20 protein-coding genes are annotated in these 18,971 nt (G+C 43.6%); 11 read left to right on the top strand and 9 right to left on the bottom strand.

From position 1 onward, the window contains the following. Positions 1 to 69 precede the first annotated feature (69 nt). The 3 genes from PGZ10_RS13380 to PGZ10_RS13370 all read left to right on the top strand — a co-directional run bounded on the left by PGZ10_RS13380 (position 70) and on the right by PGZ10_RS13370 (position 4,783). On the top strand, positions 70 to 1,119 hold the full coding sequence (locus PGZ10_RS13380; protein WP_270541621.1) for a LacI family DNA-binding transcriptional regulator: 1,050 nt from the start codon (positions 70 to 72) through the stop codon (positions 1,117 to 1,119). 175 nt (positions 1,120 to 1,294) lie between these two features. Next, entirely contained in the window at positions 1,295 to 3,247 is a 1,953-nt protein-coding gene (locus tag PGZ10_RS13375) for a PTS beta-glucoside transporter subunit IIBCA (RefSeq protein ID WP_270541620.1), read from the top strand. A gap of 111 nt (positions 3,248 to 3,358) precedes the next feature. Further along, on the top strand, positions 3,359 to 4,783 hold the full coding sequence (locus PGZ10_RS13370; protein WP_270541619.1) for a glycoside hydrolase family 32 protein: 1,425 nt from the start codon (positions 3,359 to 3,361) through the stop codon (positions 4,781 to 4,783). A 117-nt stretch (positions 4,784 to 4,900) separates the two neighbouring features. Here PGZ10_RS13370 and PGZ10_RS13365 read toward each other — a convergent pair whose 3' ends face one another. Next, positions 4,901 to 6,499 carry an AAA-like domain-containing protein gene (locus PGZ10_RS13365; RefSeq protein WP_195413245.1) on the bottom strand — a complete coding sequence of 533 codons (1,599 nt, stop codon included), beginning with the start codon at positions 6,497 to 6,499 and terminating at the stop codon, positions 4,901 to 4,903. Between the two features lie 165 nt (positions 6,500 to 6,664). On the opposite strand from PGZ10_RS13365, the gene PGZ10_RS13360 reads away from it, so the two are divergent. Together PGZ10_RS13360 and PGZ10_RS13355 are read left to right on the top strand one after the other, a co-directional pair. Beyond that, positions 6,665 to 7,159 carry a GNAT family N-acetyltransferase gene (locus PGZ10_RS13360; RefSeq protein WP_270541617.1) on the top strand — a complete coding sequence of 165 codons (495 nt, stop codon included), beginning with the start codon at positions 6,665 to 6,667 and terminating at the stop codon, positions 7,157 to 7,159. A 91-nt stretch (positions 7,160 to 7,250) separates the two neighbouring features. Further along, positions 7,251 to 7,559: a hypothetical protein gene (locus PGZ10_RS13355; protein ID WP_270205780.1), complete on the top strand. Its 309-nt coding sequence runs from the start codon at positions 7,251 to 7,253 to the stop codon at positions 7,557 to 7,559. Between the two features lie 22 nt (positions 7,560 to 7,581). Here PGZ10_RS13355 and PGZ10_RS13350 read toward each other — a convergent pair whose 3' ends face one another. After that, entirely contained in the window at positions 7,582 to 8,469 is an 888-nt protein-coding gene (locus PGZ10_RS13350) for an Rpn family recombination-promoting nuclease/putative transposase (protein WP_055248710.1), read from the bottom strand. Between the two features lie 248 nt (positions 8,470 to 8,717). Between PGZ10_RS13350 and PGZ10_RS13345 the strand changes: the two genes are divergently transcribed. From PGZ10_RS13345 to PGZ10_RS13330, 4 genes are all read left to right on the top strand, one after another. Further along, positions 8,718 to 9,497: an HD domain-containing protein gene (locus PGZ10_RS13345; RefSeq protein WP_117836002.1), complete on the top strand. Its 780-nt coding sequence runs from the start codon at positions 8,718 to 8,720 to the stop codon at positions 9,495 to 9,497. Positions 9,498 to 9,676: 179 nt separating this feature from the next. After that, complete coding sequence (locus PGZ10_RS13340; RefSeq protein ID WP_173699481.1) at positions 9,677 to 10,069, top strand: GntR family transcriptional regulator; 393 nt, start codon at positions 9,677 to 9,679, stop codon at positions 10,067 to 10,069. Beyond that, a complete protein-coding gene (locus tag PGZ10_RS13335) occupies positions 10,066 to 11,481 on the top strand; it encodes a hypothetical protein (protein WP_270541615.1) in 1,416 nt (471 codons plus the stop codon). Before PGZ10_RS13340 ends, PGZ10_RS13335 begins: the two co-directional genes overlap by 4 nt. A gap of 140 nt (positions 11,482 to 11,621) precedes the next feature. Further along, positions 11,622 to 11,969 carry an Hpt domain-containing protein gene (locus tag PGZ10_RS13330; protein ID WP_117558085.1) on the top strand — a complete coding sequence of 116 codons (348 nt, stop codon included), beginning with the start codon at positions 11,622 to 11,624 and terminating at the stop codon, positions 11,967 to 11,969. Between the two features lie 66 nt (positions 11,970 to 12,035). On the opposite strand, the gene PGZ10_RS13325 is transcribed toward PGZ10_RS13330, so the two are convergent. From PGZ10_RS13325 to PGZ10_RS13295, 7 genes are read right to left on the bottom strand one after another with little or no spacing between them, the layout of a single operon-like run. Continuing rightward, the gene (locus tag PGZ10_RS13325) at positions 12,036 to 13,091 is read right to left on the bottom strand and encodes a type IV pilus twitching motility protein PilT (protein ID WP_055297463.1); all 1,056 of its coding nucleotides are present in this window, start codon (positions 13,089 to 13,091) and stop codon (positions 12,036 to 12,038) included. A gap of 19 nt (positions 13,092 to 13,110) precedes the next feature. Continuing rightward, positions 13,111 to 13,563, bottom strand: a complete 453-nt coding sequence (locus PGZ10_RS13320; protein WP_270541614.1) for a hypothetical protein — start codon at positions 13,561 to 13,563, stop codon at positions 13,111 to 13,113. Between the two features lie 4 nt (positions 13,564 to 13,567). Next, a complete protein-coding gene (locus tag PGZ10_RS13315; RefSeq protein ID WP_270541613.1) occupies positions 13,568 to 13,966 on the bottom strand; it encodes a hypothetical protein in 399 nt (132 codons plus the stop codon). A 14-nt stretch (positions 13,967 to 13,980) separates the two neighbouring features. Then, complete coding sequence (locus PGZ10_RS13310) at positions 13,981 to 14,469, bottom strand: DUF4860 domain-containing protein (protein ID WP_270541612.1); 489 nt, start codon at positions 14,467 to 14,469, stop codon at positions 13,981 to 13,983. Further along, positions 14,459 to 14,818, bottom strand: coding sequence for a hypothetical protein (locus PGZ10_RS13305; RefSeq protein ID WP_118199463.1), 360 nt, complete (start codon positions 14,816 to 14,818; stop codon positions 14,459 to 14,461). Before PGZ10_RS13305 ends, PGZ10_RS13310 begins: the two co-directional genes overlap by 11 nt. A gap of 12 nt (positions 14,819 to 14,830) precedes the next feature. Continuing rightward, positions 14,831 to 15,883, bottom strand: a complete 1,053-nt coding sequence (locus tag PGZ10_RS13300; protein ID WP_044998829.1) for a type II secretion system F family protein — start codon at positions 15,881 to 15,883, stop codon at positions 14,831 to 14,833. Positions 15,884 to 15,941: 58 nt separating this feature from the next. Beyond that, entirely contained in the window at positions 15,942 to 16,913 is a 972-nt protein-coding gene (locus PGZ10_RS13295) for a transglutaminase-like domain-containing protein (RefSeq protein WP_270541610.1), read from the bottom strand. 189 nt (positions 16,914 to 17,102) lie between these two features. Between PGZ10_RS13295 and PGZ10_RS13290 the strand changes: the two genes are divergently transcribed. Further along, the gene (locus PGZ10_RS13290; RefSeq protein ID WP_270541608.1) at positions 17,103 to 18,347 is read left to right on the top strand and encodes a BTAD domain-containing putative transcriptional regulator; all 1,245 of its coding nucleotides are present in this window, start codon (positions 17,103 to 17,105) and stop codon (positions 18,345 to 18,347) included. Positions 18,348 to 18,394: 47 nt separating this feature from the next. Then, a complete protein-coding gene (locus PGZ10_RS13285; protein WP_173699499.1) occupies positions 18,395 to 18,826 on the top strand; it encodes a hypothetical protein in 432 nt (143 codons plus the stop codon). Positions 18,827 to 18,971: the final 145 nt, after the last annotated feature.

Here is an 18,971-nt window from a genome sequence, read left to right as displayed (position 1 = left end):
GAATTTTTCTGTTTGACATCCTGAAATCTCCTTTTTATACTTGTTGTATAAGAAGGAGATTTTTATATTATGACCATCAAAGAAATCGCACAGCTCGCCGGTGTCTCCAGCGCAGCTGTATCCAGATATCTAAACGGCGGCTACGTCAGTGAAGAAAAAAAAGAACAGATCCGTAAAGTCATCGAAGAAACCGGATACCAGCCATCCGCACAGGCGCGTATGCTTCGTACCAAAAAGGCAAGCCTGGTGGGCGTGGTCGTCCCGAAGATCAATTCTGAATCCATCAGCCGGATCACTGCCGGAATTGAAAGTGTTCTCGCCGAAAGAGGCTATCAGATGCTTCTTGCCGGAACCGACAACACCCCTGCAAAGGAAGTAGAATACCTCCGGTTATTTGAAAATTATCCGGTGGACGGAATTATTCTTGTCGGTACGATATTCACCGCCGGTCACCGGAAATTTTTAAAAGAGACAAAGGTTCCTGTTGTCGTGATCGGGCAGCGCACCTCACACGCAAACTGCATTTACCACGACGATTACGGTGCAGGAAAGGCAATGGGACAGACCGTTGCCGGATTCAGTAAAAAAGGAGTTGCTTACATCGGCGTTACCCGTGATGACAAAGCTGCAGGTGCCGCAAGAGAGGACGGATTTATCGCAGGACTCAAAAATGCAGGTGTCACGCTTTTCGAGGAAAATAAGCGAACCTCAGCCTTCACGCTGGAATCCGGATATGAGTCTGCTCTGGATCTTTTGGAAAGCAAATGTGATATCGATGTCATATCATGTGCAACCGATACCATAGCAGCGGGAGCAATCGAAGCCATTCAGACCTACTTAAAAAAGCAGATTCCGACAAATGCAGCCGATGCAGGTGCAAGAATGCGCTATATCCTTGAAAATACGTCCATCCGAGTAACCGGATTCGGAGATAACCAGATGTTAAAAGCCGTCACCGGAGGAATCCCAACCATCCATTTCGGCTACAAAACCAGTGGAATCCGCGGCGCAGAGCTACTTCTTGACAGTATTGAAAGAGGAGAACAGATCCCGATCGAGATGAAGCTCGGCTTCCGTCTTGTTGGAGCAGACCCTTCAGACTCCGAAAATCTTACCTGATTTTCCTGATTTCCCGGAGTTTCTTAAGGAAACGAAAGTTTCTTTCAACACTTTTCACAAAAAACAATATGAATTATCAGTAAAAATGCCATATTTACAAATGGCATTTTTTTTCATATTATTTAAGCATAAGATATGAAATCGATTACACATTGTATCTAAAGGAGGAGAGAATATGGATTACAGAAAAACCGCAAAGGAAATTCTGAATCATGTGGGTGGAAGTAAGAACATCGTATCTGCTGCCCATTGTGCTACCAGACTTCGCCTTGTCATTACAGACAACTCGAAAGCGGATAAGACAGCACTTGAGAATGCAGACGGGGTAAAAGGTGTATTTGAAGCATCCGGACAGCTCCAGATCATTCTCGGAACAGGAACCGTCAACAAAGTATTTGATGAATTTATTGCAATCGCAGGCATCACAGCCAGCACGAAAGCAGAAACAAAAGAAGCTGCTGCCGAAAAGCAGAACTGGTTTATGAAAGCCATCAAGCTTCTGGGAGACATTTTCGTACCGATCATCCCGGCGATCGTAGCCAGCGGTTTCCTTATGGGAATCATGAACGCACTGGATTTCATGAACAGTAACGGGTTCTTACACATCAGCACAACCAGCTCGATCTATGTATTTGCAACCCTTTTCAGTAACATTGCTTACACATTCCTGCAGATCCTGATTGCATTCTCCGCTGCAAAAGCATTTGGCGCAAATCCTTACCTTGGCGCAGTTATCGGTATGATCATGATCCATCCGTCTCTGCAGAACGCCTACACAGTTGCAACAGAAGGTGTTCAGCAGACACAGAGCGTGTTCTTCGGACTGTATCACATTGACATGGTCGGCTATCAGGGACACGTTATTCCGGTTGTCATCGCTGTATGGATCTTATCCGTACTTGAAAAAAAGCTTCACAAGATCGTACCGGAAGTTTTAGACCTTTTTGTCACACCGCTTGTCAGCGTATTCGTAACCGGATACCTTACACTTTCCATCGTCGGACCGATCTTCGTATGGGCTGAAAATGCGATTCTCGGAGCGATCCAGTGGATGCTGACACTTCCACTCGGACTTGGAAGTCTGATCATGGGTAGTTTATATGCACCGACCGTTGTTACCGGTATCCATCAGATGTACACAGCCATCGATATCGGACAGCTTGCGAAATACGGTGTAACCTACTGGCTGCCACTCGCAAGTGCAGCAAACGTGGCACAGGGTGCGGCAGCACTTGCCGTTGCTGTAAAATCAAAAGACCAGAAGATCAAATCCCTTGCACTTCCATCATCACTCAGTGCATTTATGGGAATTACAGAACCTGCAATCTTTGGTGTAAACTTAAGATTCTTTAAACCATTTATCGCCGGATGCATCGGTGGCGGATGCGGAGCCCTTTATGCTTCCCTTGTTCACCTCGGTGCAAAAGGAACAGGTGTAACCGGTATCTTCGGAATCCTGCTCTGCCTGAACCAGCCACTTCAGTACGTCATTGAGATGGCAATCGCAGTCGGTGTTGCATTTGCAGTATCCTTCGCACTTTACAAAGACAAGAAGAAAGAACCAGTCGCAGAAGCTCCTGTTACTGTTGCAGCTTCTGTTGAGGAAACAGACAGAAAAGAATCTGCTGCTTCCGAAACTAAAACAGCTTCAGACAATACAAAAACCACTTCTTCCGAAGAAATGTTAAATGCTCCGGTAAATGGAAAGATCATTCCAAATGATCAGATCGCAGACGATACATTTGCAGCAGAAGTCCTTGGAAAAACCGTAGCGATCGAACCTGCTGATGGCATCATCACCGCACCTTGTGATGGCGAAATCGTAAGCATTTTTGATACCGGTCACGCAGTATGCATCCTGACTGACGGCGGCGCAGAGCTTCTGATCCATGTCGGAATCGACACTGTAAAAATGGATGGAAATGGATTTACAAAGAAAGTATCTGACGGCGCAAAAGTACACGCCGGAGACGTGCTGATCGAAGCAGATTTAAATGCAATAAAAGAAGCCGGACATCCGGCAACAACCATGATGATCCTTACCAATACAGATCTGTATGATTCTGTAGAATGTGCCGCACCCGGCACTGTAACCGGTAAATCATCTGTTATGAAACTTACGAAATAAAATAACTCATGACAAATAATCAAATTTGTCTCCCGCAGCGGGTGTCGGATATCCGTATCAATACGTTTTCCGGACCGTTGCCTGCGGAACTATTTCCAGGAGTGAATCAATATGAACGCATTAACCAGAGATTTTGTAAACTTAGTAAATACAGCAGAAGAGAACCAGACAGCAAAAGAACAGACATCCGGCACACAGTTCCGCGAGAAACTGCACCTGATGCCTCCGGTTGGCTGGCTCAACGATCCGAACGGACTTTGTCAGATGGATGGTGTGTTCCACGCATTTTTCCAGTACTCCCCATTTAACGCCGAAGGCGGTGTGAAAATGTGGGGTCATTACACCAGCACCAATCTGATCGACTGGGAATACAAAGGTGTATCCCTCTACCCGGATCAGCCATTTGACTGCCACGGTGTATATTCCGGATCTGCCTTCCTCGAAGACGGTACAATGTATCTTTACTACACCGGAAATGTCAAGCTGGAAGATGGAGATTTTGATTATATCAACACCGGCCGTGAGGCAAATACCGTACTCGTCACAACCAAAGACGGAATTCATTTTGGCAGCAAAAAAGAGCTGCTCCGCAACAGCGATTATCCTTCTGACCTGACCTGCCATGTGCGCGATCCGAAGGTCTGGAAAAAGGACGATACCTACTACATGATCCAGGGCGCACGTACTAAAAATGATGTCGGTCAGGCACTGATTTTTGAATCCTCCGATAAAATAAACTGGCACTTCCGCAGCCGTGTAGAATCCGAAAAGCCTTTCGGTTATATGTGGGAATGCCCGGACTATTTTGAAACGGACGGCATCAAAATCCTTTCTTCCTCCGTTCAGGGCCTGGAAGGCAAAGAGTGGGCTGACCGAAATGTATACCAGTCCGGTTACTTCCTTGTGGACGGCGACATTTTAGATTCCTACAAATTATCCCCTTATCATCTGTGGGATTATGGTTTTGACTATTACGCTCCGCAGAGCTTCGAAGCAGAAGATGGAAGACGCATCCATATCAGCTGGATGGGAATGCCGGATTGCGAAGAATATACCAATCCGACCATCAAAGACGGATGGCAGCACTGCTTTACATTTCCAAGAGAAGTCTTCATAAAAGATGGCAAAGTCTGCCAGAAACCGGTTCGCGAGCTGGATGCAAAAAAACAACAGCTTCAGGATGTTCAGAATGAACTTACCCAGAGCGGCTGCCCGGTATATGAAGTAAATGTAGATGGAATTAAGGAGAATCATTTCCAGGCTGTCCTTTCAGATGAACTGATCCTTGACTATGAGAATGGACGGTTCCAGATGCATTTCACAACCAAAAGTAAAACTTCCGCATCCGCAGGCAGAAGCCTTCGCTACGCCAACGTCGGCACTCTGGAAAATGTAAAAATCCTTGCAGATACTTCTTCCGTTGAAGTATTTGTAAATGACGGAGAATTCGTATTCTCTACAAGATATTATCCAAATGATTATAAGATTGTGGTGCATTCCCCAAGTGCCCACATTACATTCGATAAAATTCAGTAAATCGTATATGGGAAATCTCCCCAAGCTTCCCGTATACGAAAACGCCAGACGGGGTACAGCAATCCCTTTTCCTCCTTTGCATGCTGTATCCTGCCTGGCATTTTTTAATTCTGATTGTTACACAATTGCTTCTATAATTGTCTTTCCGTCAATTGTAATTTCTTTGATACCGGTTTCTTTTTTCCTGTTAAAATTAAAGCTGATCATATATCCTTTCTTCACATGGTAATCATTAAGATATTCTATCAACTGATTTTCCCCACGATTATTATATTCCTTTCCATGCCAGATCTTCATTTCGATAATATACTGTTCACCCAAATAGTCTACAATAATATCTGTCCGTTTCTGCTCTCTGGTTTGAGTCTCTATATAATAATTGCCTGTTCCATTGATAATCGGTCTTAAATACAAAAGAAAATATTTTCTACCTTCATCTTCAAGAAATGTCTCGTCACTGTCGCCATATAAATCATGAAAATGCTGCACAAATTTTTCAAGGACCAATCTCATATTCAAATAACCATTTGTGATAAACTGATTCTTGTCAATCAACGATGCCGCATAGATTTCCTTTTTCTGCATCTCCGCAGATGACAAATACAGATTATATAACCACGTCTCAAAAATACGATTGGAAACTGCAAGCACTCCATTTTCATTTTTCACAAAGCCGAACATGGTCGCAATATTGATTGATGTCTCATAATAATTATACACAATCGCTTTTCCTGTAAATAAAAGCGAATAGAGCATACTGTTCAATTCCGGATAGCTTTCCAGCTTCTCACGCAAAGACTCAAACAGCATATTTTTTTCTGAAAGTAAAATCCTTACCGCTTCCAAAAATCCCTTCTTCGTCCACGCACTTTTCTTACCGCCATACGCCTTCTTCGCACTGATTTCCTCATCCAGAAGCTGACATATCCTCGACACCAGGAATGGATATCCGGATGTATACTCTCTGATCAGTCCGGCAAGTAATTCCACATCCATTCCTGTATGATAATCTTTTTCATACTCATCGAGCATTCCTGCAATTTCTTCTCTTGAAAAGCTCATATCCACTTTAAAATCCGCTGCGATATTCCACGGACTGTTATATTTATGAACTTCATCCGGACGGATTTTCCGTCTTAAATTCTTTACGTCATATACACCCGCCAAAATAACAGCTCGAAATGTCGGCTGTATATCTCTTTCAATATACTGTGCACGAAGCTGAGCAAGAAAATCCAGAAACACCTGATTATTCGATGCACTGTCAACCTCATCAATCATCAGTACAATCTTTTTTTCAGCTGCCGCACAGAGATCACTCAACTGTTCAAACAGCTCTTTTAAGGAAAAATACTTATCTGTATAATCCGTACTATGCAAAATATTTTTTATCGCATCTTCCAGTTCTGGTGAAAGAGTATTTCTTTTTAACGACCGCAAAAATGAATTGATAAATGCTGCCGAAAAAACGTTTCCATTTTCAAATTTATCATTGTCAAAAGTCTGAAAATCCAGAAGGACAACATAATATTCTTTTTGCAGATAGCGATACAATGCACGAAGTGTTGTTGTCTTTCCATATTGCCGCGCACGGTTGATCGTAAAATATTTGCCGGCATCTACGAGGCTTTTGATCTCCTCCAGCCGTCCGGATATATCGACCATATAATGTTCTTCCGGTATGCATACTGCTGTTGTATTGAATACTTTTGGCATCGTCTTCTCAACTCCTTTTCGCACCACTGTTTCTTAGATTTTATCATTGCGGTGGGGGAATGGCAAGGGATTCTATCTTTCAGTTTTCTTCTCCACCTTTTCTTTTTTTATTTCAAATGTTATACTTCATATACAGCAAAAAACAAATAAAGGTAACGAAACACTATGTTAATCAGAAAAACACTTCCAGAAGATGTAGACACGATTTTAAATATTTTTGACACCGCACGCCAGTTCATGCACGCAACCGGAAACCCGACACAATGGAATGCAAATTATCCGGCTCTCGAAGATCTCGAACCGGATATCCAGAATGGTAACAGTTATGTCTGCGTAGAAAATGATAAGGTCGTTGCCACTTTTACACTTATCATCGGAGACGAGCCGAACTATCAACTCATTGAAAATGGAAGCTGGCGTTCCGAGACTCCATACGGAACCGTTCACCGCCTTGCATCTGACGGAACAACCAAAGGGATTGCACGGGCTTGCTTTGATTTTTGCAAGACACAGATCTCACATCTGCGTGTAGATACCCACAAGGATAATCAAACAATGCAGGCTTGCTTTAAGCAGAATGGATTTGAAGAATGTGGGATTATTTACGTCAGTGACGGGACTCCGCGGATCGCTTATGAATTTATTAGGATATCTGAATAGAGGGGTATTTTTATGACAATCAATAGTATTTTAGAAGAAATTATAAATCTGGCAAAAAAATATTCTGCAACTTCAAATGATATCAACACAATTGAAAAATGTTGTCCGGGAAATGCTGGCAAATCCTCACGTTGACCTCACCAGAAAAATCCGAATCCTCTGGCGACCAGAATTGTATTCAATCCAGCAAAAATATCATCTGCCAGAATATAAGCAGAAGAGTAAGGCTTTTGTCCAGAAGAAGCTTGTAGAAAAATTGCCGGAGATGATATTAAATGAGCAGATCAGCCAGAAGCTTTTTGAGCGAGACTATACACAGATTGCAGAAGAAATCCGCAATTATAAAAAAGAAAATTCCCGTGTCAGATGTCAGGAGAAAGTAACTTACACTTTCTCCTGACATCTGACACGGGATTCTTATTTTACTCTATTCCATATTCTTTCAGGAGTTTTTCCTGATACTCGGTATCTTTCGTTGAGCGTTCTAAATCACTGTATCTTTTATCTGCTAACAGATATCCGTTCAGTCGATTGATATTTTGTATCCCTTCATCACGCCCTTCTCTTCTCAACGTCTTCTCATGCAATTTTTTATTATATGTTGTCAAAATCATTTCCAACACCTCCGCTCGATGTTTCTTCAAAAAATCCGTCAACACATTCTGCCTGATACAGGCATCCATTGCTTTAGAAACCGCATCTTCCATTGTATCTTCCAACTGCATATATTCCCTGACACATCGCACAAATATTGCATACTCCTCCAGCCGTCTGCACTGATGCATCAGCTCCTGATTATGACCATAATTGATATTCAGCATAATCGCTGTACATTCCAGACACGATTTTTCATCATCTGTCGCTTCAAAACAATCAGACAGCTTTAATTCCATTGAATCTGGTTCATCCTTTGTTCCATTATAAAAAACAATGTACTTCGGTATCGGGAGCCGTAGTCTTTTTTCTCCGTATATATCCAGATCATTCTTTGCTACATATCCCTGATATAGCCTTCCGAAATAGAACACGCCACGTAGTGGCATATTGGGATTAAAGGTACTTTGATGTTCATACAGATTCATTGTACCACCCACCAGAAAGGATACATCATTTTTCATAGATAGATAAAGGACATCTTCTAATGTGTTTACTTCCAGATCATCAGGATTCTGATAGTCTGTGTGATTGATTGCATTGTAAAGCTGCAACAGATCTTCTTTGTTATTAAAGATCATTCTCCATAATCGGTCTTTATATTGCCGGTTATGAGTTTGTTTGTTATGACGAATCTTTTTCTTTTGTTTTCTCATTTCTGCCTCCATTATAATCGAAAAAGGTTAATAAGTAAATTCGTCATAACTCATGTTTCGTGTAGATATAAAATTTTATCTACAATAAATACACTCATATCTATATATGATTTGATTTTCTACATTCGCCTTATTTCAAATAATACTGGTTTCTCTTAGCAGAAGCAATTAAAAAATAATAAAATTTGTGTTATCATATTCATAAATCTTTTAATCACTAATCATATATTTTCAGGAGGCTTAATTTCATGTACTATCCACTCGCACAACAAGAATTTGAATCTTACCTTAACGGATACGACCGCGAAAATGACCGCATAAAATTAAAAATCATCCACACCTACGGCGTTGTAAAACAGGCAGAAGAGCTTGCCGGAAGGATGCATCTTTCGGCCGAAGACACCGACCTTGCAAGGCTGATTGCACTCCTTCACGACATCGGGCGTTTTGAACAGTTAAAGCGCTACGACAGCTTTGAGCCTGGCACAATGGATCACGCTGCTTACGGTGTAAAGGTGCTTTTTGATGAAGGCATGATCCGCCGCTTTCTTCCGGATGACAAATGGGACTCCATCATTTACACTGCAATCGCCCACCACAGCGATTATGAACTCCCTGAGATCTCAGATCCGCAGACACTTTTACACGCAAAGCTGATCCGTGATGAGGACAAGCTGGACAACTGCCGGGTAAAGCTCGTAGACTCCACAAGCACCTTTATTAACGTTTCTGAAGAAGAACTCGGTACACAGAACATAACCCAAAAGGTATACGAAACAGTGTTTGAAAATAAATGTATCCTTTCCGCAGACCGCGTCACACAGATGGATTACTGGGTATCTTATATCGTCTATTTCTTCGATATTAACTTCAAAGAAAGCTTTGATATTATAGCGGAAAATGACTACTTAAACCGCATTATTGACAGGATTCCATATAGCAATCCTTCTACAAAAAAGCAAATGGAAAAAATTCGGACTTATATGCAGAAGTTTATTAACTCACATACAGGCAATCGGTTATCTTAACCTTCTTAGTTCACGAAATCAATGAACTGACATATGCGCTTTCAGGAAAACAAATTCTAAGATTTATTTGCACCTTGAAAGCGTGTACATCATTTTCCTGTTTTTTTTATCCTCCTATTGTATTATTTGTATTATGTGGTATAATACAATCAAATCTCACAGAAAGGAGATGCCGATATATGATCATCAAGATCAACATGCAGTCCGAAATCCCGATCTACCTTCAGCTGCGCAACGAGATTGTCAAAGGAATCGGGCGAGGGGAATTTGAGCCGGGGGAATCGCTTCCGACCGTCCGCCAGATGGCAACCGATCTCGGTATCAACACCATGACCGTCAGCAAAGCTTACCAGCTTTTGAAAACAGAAGGCTTTCTCGAGACAGACCGCCGTAAGGGAACAACCATCTGTTATCCCACTTCCTCTGCTCCACAAGATAACCGCTTTGACGAAAAGCTGACAGATGAACTGGAACTTTTAAGCGCAGAAGCAAAGTTCCACGGCATGACTTTGGCAGACTTCCTGGAACTCTGCCAGAGAGCATTTAACGAAATGGAGGTAACAGCGAAATGATGATGCTGATTATATTTTTAATTACAGACATTTCCATGGTCGGCATCTTTGCCGGAGTCTATGGAAATATTGCAAACTACCGGGAAGGAATGCTGATGGGAGTCCATATTCCTAAATCTGAACTTGAACATCCCGACGTAAAAGAGCTTCTCCAGCTTTATAAAAAGCGCAACCGCCAGTTTTATTTGTGGAACATGCTTGCAGGAATTGCGGTATGCCTGCTTTGCTTTACTTACTTTTCTATTTTTATTACCGTATGGACACTGTGGTTCGTAGAATTCTGCCTTCTTACCATCCTCCGTGTCTATCATTATCACCAGAAAGTATACGACATTAAGCAGAAAAATGGATGGATCAGCTCAGCAAATGCAGATGTGTCCGCTGCAGTGGATACCCGCACTTCCTCACAAATTGCGAAAAAGATACTGCCGGCAAAGCTGCATCTGATCCCGGCTGCAGTGATTCTGATCCCTCTGTTTTTCCCGCAGGTCCGTACTTATCTGCTGACCGAAAGTGATGGAAGAGTCATGCTTCTCTGCACAATTCTTGTCGCGGCAGCTTACATGGGTACCGGCTATTTATTCGCCCATATGCCAAACAAAATTTACAGTGAAAATTCACAGATCAACCTGCAGATCAATGCACTGGAAAAGCGTTTATACACCATATTCCTTTTTGTCTCCAACATTTGCAATACCGGCGCCTATCTCGGGATCATCCGGGATATTGCATCCAGCAACTGGATTGGAGGAGTTGGAATGGGCATCTACATTTTCCTCGAACTGATACCGGCTGCCATCATATTGATCATGTTTTTCTGGCTGCGTAAGGAAAAAGAGCGGATTCTCTCCCAGGACAGCACACCATTTTATATTGATGATGACTATTACTGGCGGAAAGGCTGGTACAACAATCCAAATGACAAACGGTATTTTGTACAGGACCGTGTGAACAGCATGAATTATTCTCTGAACTACGGACACCCTTCTGCAAAATATGTCACCGGAGGAATGCTCGTCGGCACCGGGCTTCTTCTCCTCTGGATGTGTATCCTCTGTATCCGGATCGATTTTACACCGATCCGCCTGACAGAAAATGCTGCCCAGTATTCTATTACATCCGGCTATAAAACAGCAACCTTTGCTCTCGCTGATGTTGAATCAGTAACTCTTCTGGATCATCTGCCGGATGAAAAATTCTACCGGTCTGATGGCTCCGAAGATAACAGCAAACTTCTCGGTAATTTCCGTGGCAGCAAAACCGGACATTGCCAGATGTATATCTGGATTGAACATCCTCCGGTTCTTCAGATAAAGACAACAGATACCACCATTTTTCTGAACAGCAGCAACGAAGCACAGACTAAAGAATGGTACGATCAGTTAAATGATACAATTTCTTCGAATAAATAAGCCTTTTCATTACTATGGCAATGCATAATACGAAATATCTTGTAAAGTGTAACACGTCATGCTACAATCATGTTAAAATGTTGGGGGCAAAAATATACGAATTTCACAAAGATAAAAAAGTTCAGAAAGGACTGTAGACAATGACACTTCAAGAATGTTATGTAAAAATTGGTGGCGATTATAATGATATTCTTCACCGGTTTATGAATGAAAATATGGTACGCAAATTTGTCCTCAAATTTCCGCAGGACAACAATATGGCTTTATTTGAAGAATCCTGGGCTAAAAAGGACTACGAAACCGCATTTCGTGCAATGCATACCTTAAAAGGTGTTGCCGTAAACCTTGGATTTACTGCACTTTACAATGTCAGCAGTACTCTGACCGAAAAGCTCCGCAGCCAGGAATACGACAACCTTGACGGTTTGATCGCCGATGTCAAAAAACAGTATGATATCGTGATCGAAGCAATTGCAGCCCTTGACTAAATCTTAAAACACTGACGATAAACAGGAAGAGACTGCTTCACCGCAGTCCCTTCCTGTTATGTTTTTCTATAACTTTTTCTTCAGCATTTCCGGATTTGATGCATAGGAGAGAGCCGTCTCCGCCGTGATCCTCCCATCTTTATACAGATTCAGAAGACCAAAATCCATCGAATGCATTTCTTCTTTATTAGACGAATACACGACTCCATCAATCTGCGGAACCTTATTGTCGCGGATCATATTGCGGATCGCCGGAGTGATCGTCATGATCTCAAATACCGGGACCTGTTTTCCATCCACTGTCGGCACAAGCTGCTGTGAAATTACAGCCTGCAATACCATGGACAGCTGAACTGCAATCTGCCTCTGCTGGTTTGCCGGAAATACATCAATGATACGGTCAACCGTATTTGCTGCTCCGATCGTATGCAGGGTAGAAAATACCAGATGCCCGGTTTCCGCTGCTGTCATTGCCACATCGATCGTCTCATAATCACGCATTTCACCAAGCAGGATCACATCCGGGCTCTGCCGGAGCGAAGCACGTAGCGCATTGACATAGCTTTCCGTATCCACATTGATCTCTCTCTGGCTTACAATACTTTTATCATGCCGGTGCAGATACTCAATCGGATCTTCCAGCGTAATGATATGCTTTTCCATTGAATGATTGATCTTATCCACCAGACAGGCAAGCGTAGTAGATTTTCCACTTCCCGCCGGGCCCGTCACAAGCACCAGTCCTTTTGACAGGTTATAAAAGCTCATCACAGGGTCCGGAATCCCGATCTCATTCGGCTCCGGCAGTTCAAATGTGATCACTCGGATAACGGCTGAGAGCGCACCCCTCTGTTTGTACGCACTGACACGGAATCTCGAAAGTCCCGGAACAGCAAAAGAAAAATCATCATCTCCTTTTTCTTCAAGAACCCGGATGTCCCGTCCTCCTGCCAGCTTATATAATTCCTCAACGCATTCTTTCGTCTGCGGCGGCATCAGCTTTTCTTCCTTCTCCCTGCAGATTCTTCCATTTGCCCGATAAGAAACCGGAAGACCTGCTACAACAAATATATCCGATGCATGATTTAAAACTGCCTGCTGAAGCAGTACAATGATATCCATAGCTCAAACTCCTTTCGCGTCAGTCACTTCCAAGGACCGGAAGTGTTGACTTTTCTTCCCATTTCTCAGATGCTGACTCTTTCCATTTTACAACCTTCTGCGTTCCCTTTACCGGATCTGCCAGGATCTCGACTTCCAGATTCTGACTGTCCGTGACCGGAACCACATAGGAAATATCCAGATTCGCTCCATCTTCTTCAGCTGTCACGCCCTCAATCTGCCGAATCGCAAATACAGGATCCTCTTTTGCAAATGCATCATCGATCTGCGCCATGATCTGCGCCGCCTTTGCATTTGCCTCACAATACGCCGTTTCCCGGCCGGCAAGCTGCTGACTATAGCTCTGATCCCTTTTTGCACTTGACAGTGAGAGTGTGGCAAATGTCACCAGACACAGGATTACAAAGATCACAAGCAGGTACGACGTTCCGATCTGAATCCCCGGGTATGATCCACTTTTCTTTCTCTTCATCCTGTCACTCCCTTTCCGTGCCTGTCATCCGGTCTGTTTCCACCGAATAGATTTCTTCCGGCTGTTCTCCGGACAGGCGCTGCACCGTAAATGTTCCATGCAAAAGCTTTCCATCCGGCTCCACCCGAATCACGATCTCATACGAAGCCTCATCCTTACTGCATTCCTGCCAACTTGCGTCATAGAAAACCTCCGTGTCCTCCGTCAGCGCATCCGCAAGAAAAAGCTCTGTATACCCGGAAACCTTCTCAAGCGCCGTATTCAGTTCCTGTGTCCCGCGGCTGATCGTGTGCGCCTTCACAAAAATCTGCACACACACCGCCGAAGCAAGGCAGAAAAATAAAATTGCAATCATCAGTTCCAGCAAAAACAGGCTGGAACGCTTTGCCGGTGTCCGTTCCATAAATCTTCTCCAATCTATCTTGCAGCGCTCTTCACACTGACAAATGTATCTGTCTTTTTCCCGTCTTCATTTTCACAATACAGATGAAAAATCCCATCTGAAGTTTCCTTAGCCTCGAAGTCCTTTGTTGCCAGGATCTTCCGTCCATCGGATGCTTTTGCTTCCGTTCCATCCCGGATAAAAAGCTCTCTTAAGTATCCATCATACGCATACAGATATGTCACATAATCCTTCTCATCATAACGCTGCCGGATCACGAGAGCATTTTCCCCATCGAAAGTTCCATCTGCTATCGCACCATTTTCATCATTCTGGTGCATTTTCTCCGTCACATAGGCAAGTGCCGTCCGTCCCGAATAGGAATCCGACGAGGTCTTCACCTGCCGGCTGTAAAACCCCGATGCAAGAACCACAATTGCGACCGATGATGCCGCCAGCACAAAAAAGACTGCAAGAGGAAAAAGGAAATCAATCACATGCTTTTTTTCATTTCTACGATTCATGTCCGTTTCCTCCTCGTTCGATTACCGTAATGTCCGGAAGAATATTGGCACCGGCAATCTGATAATCAATAAAAAACTGCTTCTTGTCATACTGGATCCCACAGTTTTCCGTCAGATCATCAAGCGTCTCCGGATAGTGTCCTTCCAGCGCATAGTACTGCGTCACACCACGCCAGAGTGCATTTTCCAGACTTTCCTTCTGCCTGCGTCTTGTCGTGTCCGAAAGCCTTTCAAATCCACTGAAAAAAGCACTGCAGATACATACAAACAGCAGAAGGGACAGACAGAAATTCCGAAGTGGGCGCTGCCGTTTTCCGTGATAAAACCGTTCCCGTTCTTTTCTCCACATAGCATACGCCTCCTAAAGTCCTGACATAATTCCAAGAAGCGGAAGCATAACCGACAGAAGGATCGTTCCGACGATCACCGACAGGATGATCACCAGCGTCGGTTCCAGAACTGCGATCATAGAAGAAAGCTTTTCATCCACTTCCTCCTCACACTCATCGGCAATCCTTCCCATCATCTCATCCATCATTCCGGCTTTCCCGGCAATGGATGTCATCCGCGCATAAACACCTGTGAAGATTCCGGCTTTCACCAGTGCCTCTGCGATATCCGTTCCATTTTCCATATCCGCTTTGCATTCTGCTACTTTCTTCCGGAAATCATCATCCTCGATCAGATTCTCTGAAAATTCCATTCCCTGTTCCGGCGTCAGTCCGCTTTTCAGTGCCAGTGACATTCCTCCGGCAAACCGGCATGCCGACAGCTTATCCTTCAGCTCCCTTGAAAATGCAAATCCGGATCCGATGTGATACATTTTCTTTCTGCCGCTCTCTGTCTTTGTAAAATAAATACCCGCACAGACAATCACCGCCAAAAGTACCGCAAACACCGCCGAATATCTGGAAAGAGCATTGCCTGCAAGCAGGATCCCTCTTGAAAATCCGGTCATTTCCTGACCAAACTGGCGGAACACCTGATCAAATACCGGCATAACCTTTGTCATCAAAATGATAATGATCACCAGCATCATCCCGATCATCAGAAGAGGGTAGGAGATGGCACTCCGGACACTTCTCCTGATCGCTTCCTCTCGGTCATAATGCTCCGCCAGAGATTCCATTACTTCATCTAAAGTTCCTGTCTCTTCTCCGATCTGCGTCATACGGATCAGATACTCCGGAAATACTTTCGTCTCTTCCAGCGCCTGATCCAGCCTGCCCGTATCCATCACTGACTGATAAATCTCATCCAGCAGCTCTTTTTCTGCCTTCGTCTGCGCATCTTCCCGGAGAAGATCAACTCCCTCCAGGGAAGAAATCCCAGACTTCAGGATCATTGCCATTTCACTGCAGAACGAAGCAATTTCCAGATTCGTAAGCTTCCCCTGCTGTGTCCGCTTTTCCATATATGCCATCCTCCTTTTCACATTACTGCCACATTCTTCTTATCCGGCTTCCTTTTATCTAATAGGTATACTTTGTGACATAATTCTTTCCATTTCCCACATACTTCTTCACATCCGAAGCACTGTTGTTTGCAGCAAGTGTCGGATCCATGATCGACCAGTTCTTTCCGTCAAATTCAATGATGTTATCCACCCAGCCAATCTCATCAACATAACAGCTGATCCATGCATGATACACATCACCGGAATAGCCAACCTCCAGCTTCGTCGGGATCCGCTGCGACCGGAGCATTGCCGACATCAACGCCGCATAATCAAAACAGATTCCTTTCCCGGTATCCAGTGTCTCATCTGGATCCGGTGTGTACCCATACGGAACATTCTCCGCTTTCTTTTTATCATAGGAAATATTTTTAATTACAAAATTATAAATCTGCGTTACCACATCCAGATCAGAATAGCAGTCCTTTCCTGCAAGACTCTCACCCTTTTTTACACACTTGGAATCTGCCGTGAAATTCACATAATAATTCGGATGCAGAAACGGGGCAAATTCATCTGTGATCTGTACGTCCAGATCCTGGGTAAAGCTTACCGCATACAGATTGTCCTCTACAGACACACTCTCCAGAAGTGTTACCTTATAAGAACCATTCCCGCCCGGAAGCGGATAAACCGCATAATCACCAACAACCGTAACCGGATAGGTATACTCTGTGCCATCCGGGGATGTCACCTGGAGCTTGACTTTTTCATTACTTCCATTATAACAGATCATCACATAGCCATCTGCCGTATGGGATGCATCCAGTACAACCAGGTCATTTCCATATGTCACTTCACCGGAAGCCTCCGTCTGAAGCACCTGCGCCGATGGATCTCTCGGATCCCCCTTTTTCCCGGACTGGCTTTTTTTCCCCTCCGATGCACATCCGCCAGGTATCAGTACACCTGTCAGAAATAGCAGAAAAAAGAAAAGAAAAATCCTCTGCCAGCGTCTTTTTTGTTCATATAAACCGTTCTGCCGCACAGAATTCCTCCTTTCTTTTCCACAGTGAAACAGTCCCAAAAACTCAACTAGAAAAATTATAGCATAATCAAAACATTAAAAGAAGTTATTTGATCTAATATGCTTTAATTTATTTGACAAAGAAATCAAAGACCATTACAATAGAAATCAGTTATAAACCATCACAATAGTAAAATTGGGGGTTAATTTATGAGTGATCATTTACCTGTCTTAAAGGTTCGTTTATTCGGAGGATTCTCAGCAAGCTACGGAGAGATTCCCGTATCATTCGGACGCAACACAACGACAAAAGCAATGAAATTGTTGCAGATATTACTCTACCATGGCAATACCGGTATCTCCAGAGATAAGCTTCTTGATGAACTGTACGGAAGAGAAGAACTTGCCGATGCTGCCAACAACCTTCGGGTAACCGCACACCGTCTTAAAAAGATCATCGTAGACGCCGGACTTCCGAGCCATGATTATATCAACATCAAAAAAGGTATTTACCGATGGGATGCTCCGATGCCGACCGAAGTTGATGCACATCAGTTTAAGGTTCTGTCAAAAGACGTGCAGACGTGTACCGATAAGGTAAAAAAGCTGGCACTTCTTAAGAAGATCTGTCTGATGTACCGTGGGGAATTTCTTCCGGAACTTTCGGGAGATGAATGGGTTCTTGTTGAAAGCGTCCAATATAAGAATATTTATTCCGAATCCCTTCAGGAGCTCTGTAAGCTTCTGATCGAACGCGGAGATTATGAAGAGACACTTCGTTTCTGTGAGCCGGCATGCCAGTTATATCCGTTCGATGAATGGCAATCCGTCCGCATCGACTGCTATATGGCATTGAACCGCTATAAGGATGCTGTGCAGGAATATGAGAACACTGCCAAATTATTTTTCGAAGAGCTTGGAATCCGCCCTTCTGAACATATGATGCAGCAGTTCGAGCAGATGAGCAGCCGCCTTAACTACAAACCACAGGAACTCGGCGACATCAAGGAACGTCTGAAAGAGGACGATATACGCGGCGGTGCTTTTTACTGCAGCCTGCCAAGTTTCCGTGACAGTTACCGTCTCGTTTCCCGAATCATTGAGAGGAACGGACAGTCCGTATACTTAATGTTATGTAGCATCACCAACGGAAAAGGAATGCCGATGGACAAGCCGGACAAGCTTGAAGTTCTTTCAGGTGAGCTTCAGAATACGATCCAGCAGTGTCTGCGTAAAGGGGACTCCTTTACCAAATACAGTCCATCACAGTTTCTGATACTTCTCGTTGGTACGAATAAAGAGAACTGCAGCATGATTTTCGACAGAATCCAGAGATACTTCTCCAGAGAGCATAAAAGCTGGAAGCAGTACCTGGACTACTTCGTGTCCTCTGTAGCCGAAGTAGACCGGCAAGATTCACCGATTCAGTTCAATACTGAGAATAAAACCTGGTAAGCTGCAATCATGTTATCTTCGCAGCAGGGCAGAAATGGAGATAATTTATGGAACAGAGCTATCAAATCAGTTGGTATGCACCAAACTTTATTAACATGTGTATTGATAATATTAATGATGGAGAGCTGTCCGGTCGGATTTATCACTGCTACAGCAAAGAACCCTGGAAATTCACCAATATCCTTCAGCTGATCGAATTAGCTGATGATTTCTTCGACAGACTCGAATTTCCACAGGCATCCACCAGCGCACGTTCTTTCACTTCAACCCAGTTTTCAGGTGTTGACCGGCTTGATAAAGTACGGTCACCGGAAGATTTCATCGAGAATCGTGGACAAAAAGGGACTTTCTTTCTCAATGTCAGATACCGCCAGAATTCATCCTGGCAGGGCATCGTCCGCTGGGTCGAAGGTAACTCTACGCAGCAGTTTGTAAGCGTACTTGAACTGCTTAAAATTCTCAGCAATGCATTAGTTTAAAGGAATGGCATTGTGAGAGATATCATTACATGAATGAATAAGAATTATACAGGCATTGTCTGATCACGGAATATGATCGGAGGGTGCCTTTTAATTATCTTAAAATTTTATTCTTTCTTAATTGCTTTTCACAAAAAACTCCAGT

The organism is Coprococcus sp. AF102-57, assembly GCF_027686195.1.
Classification (GTDB): Bacteria; Bacillota; Clostridia; order Lachnospirales; family Lachnospiraceae; genus Allocoprococcus; species Allocoprococcus comes.
The sequence above is the reverse complement of the archived record's forward strand: the minus strand, read 5'-3'. Positions and strand labels throughout refer to the sequence as shown.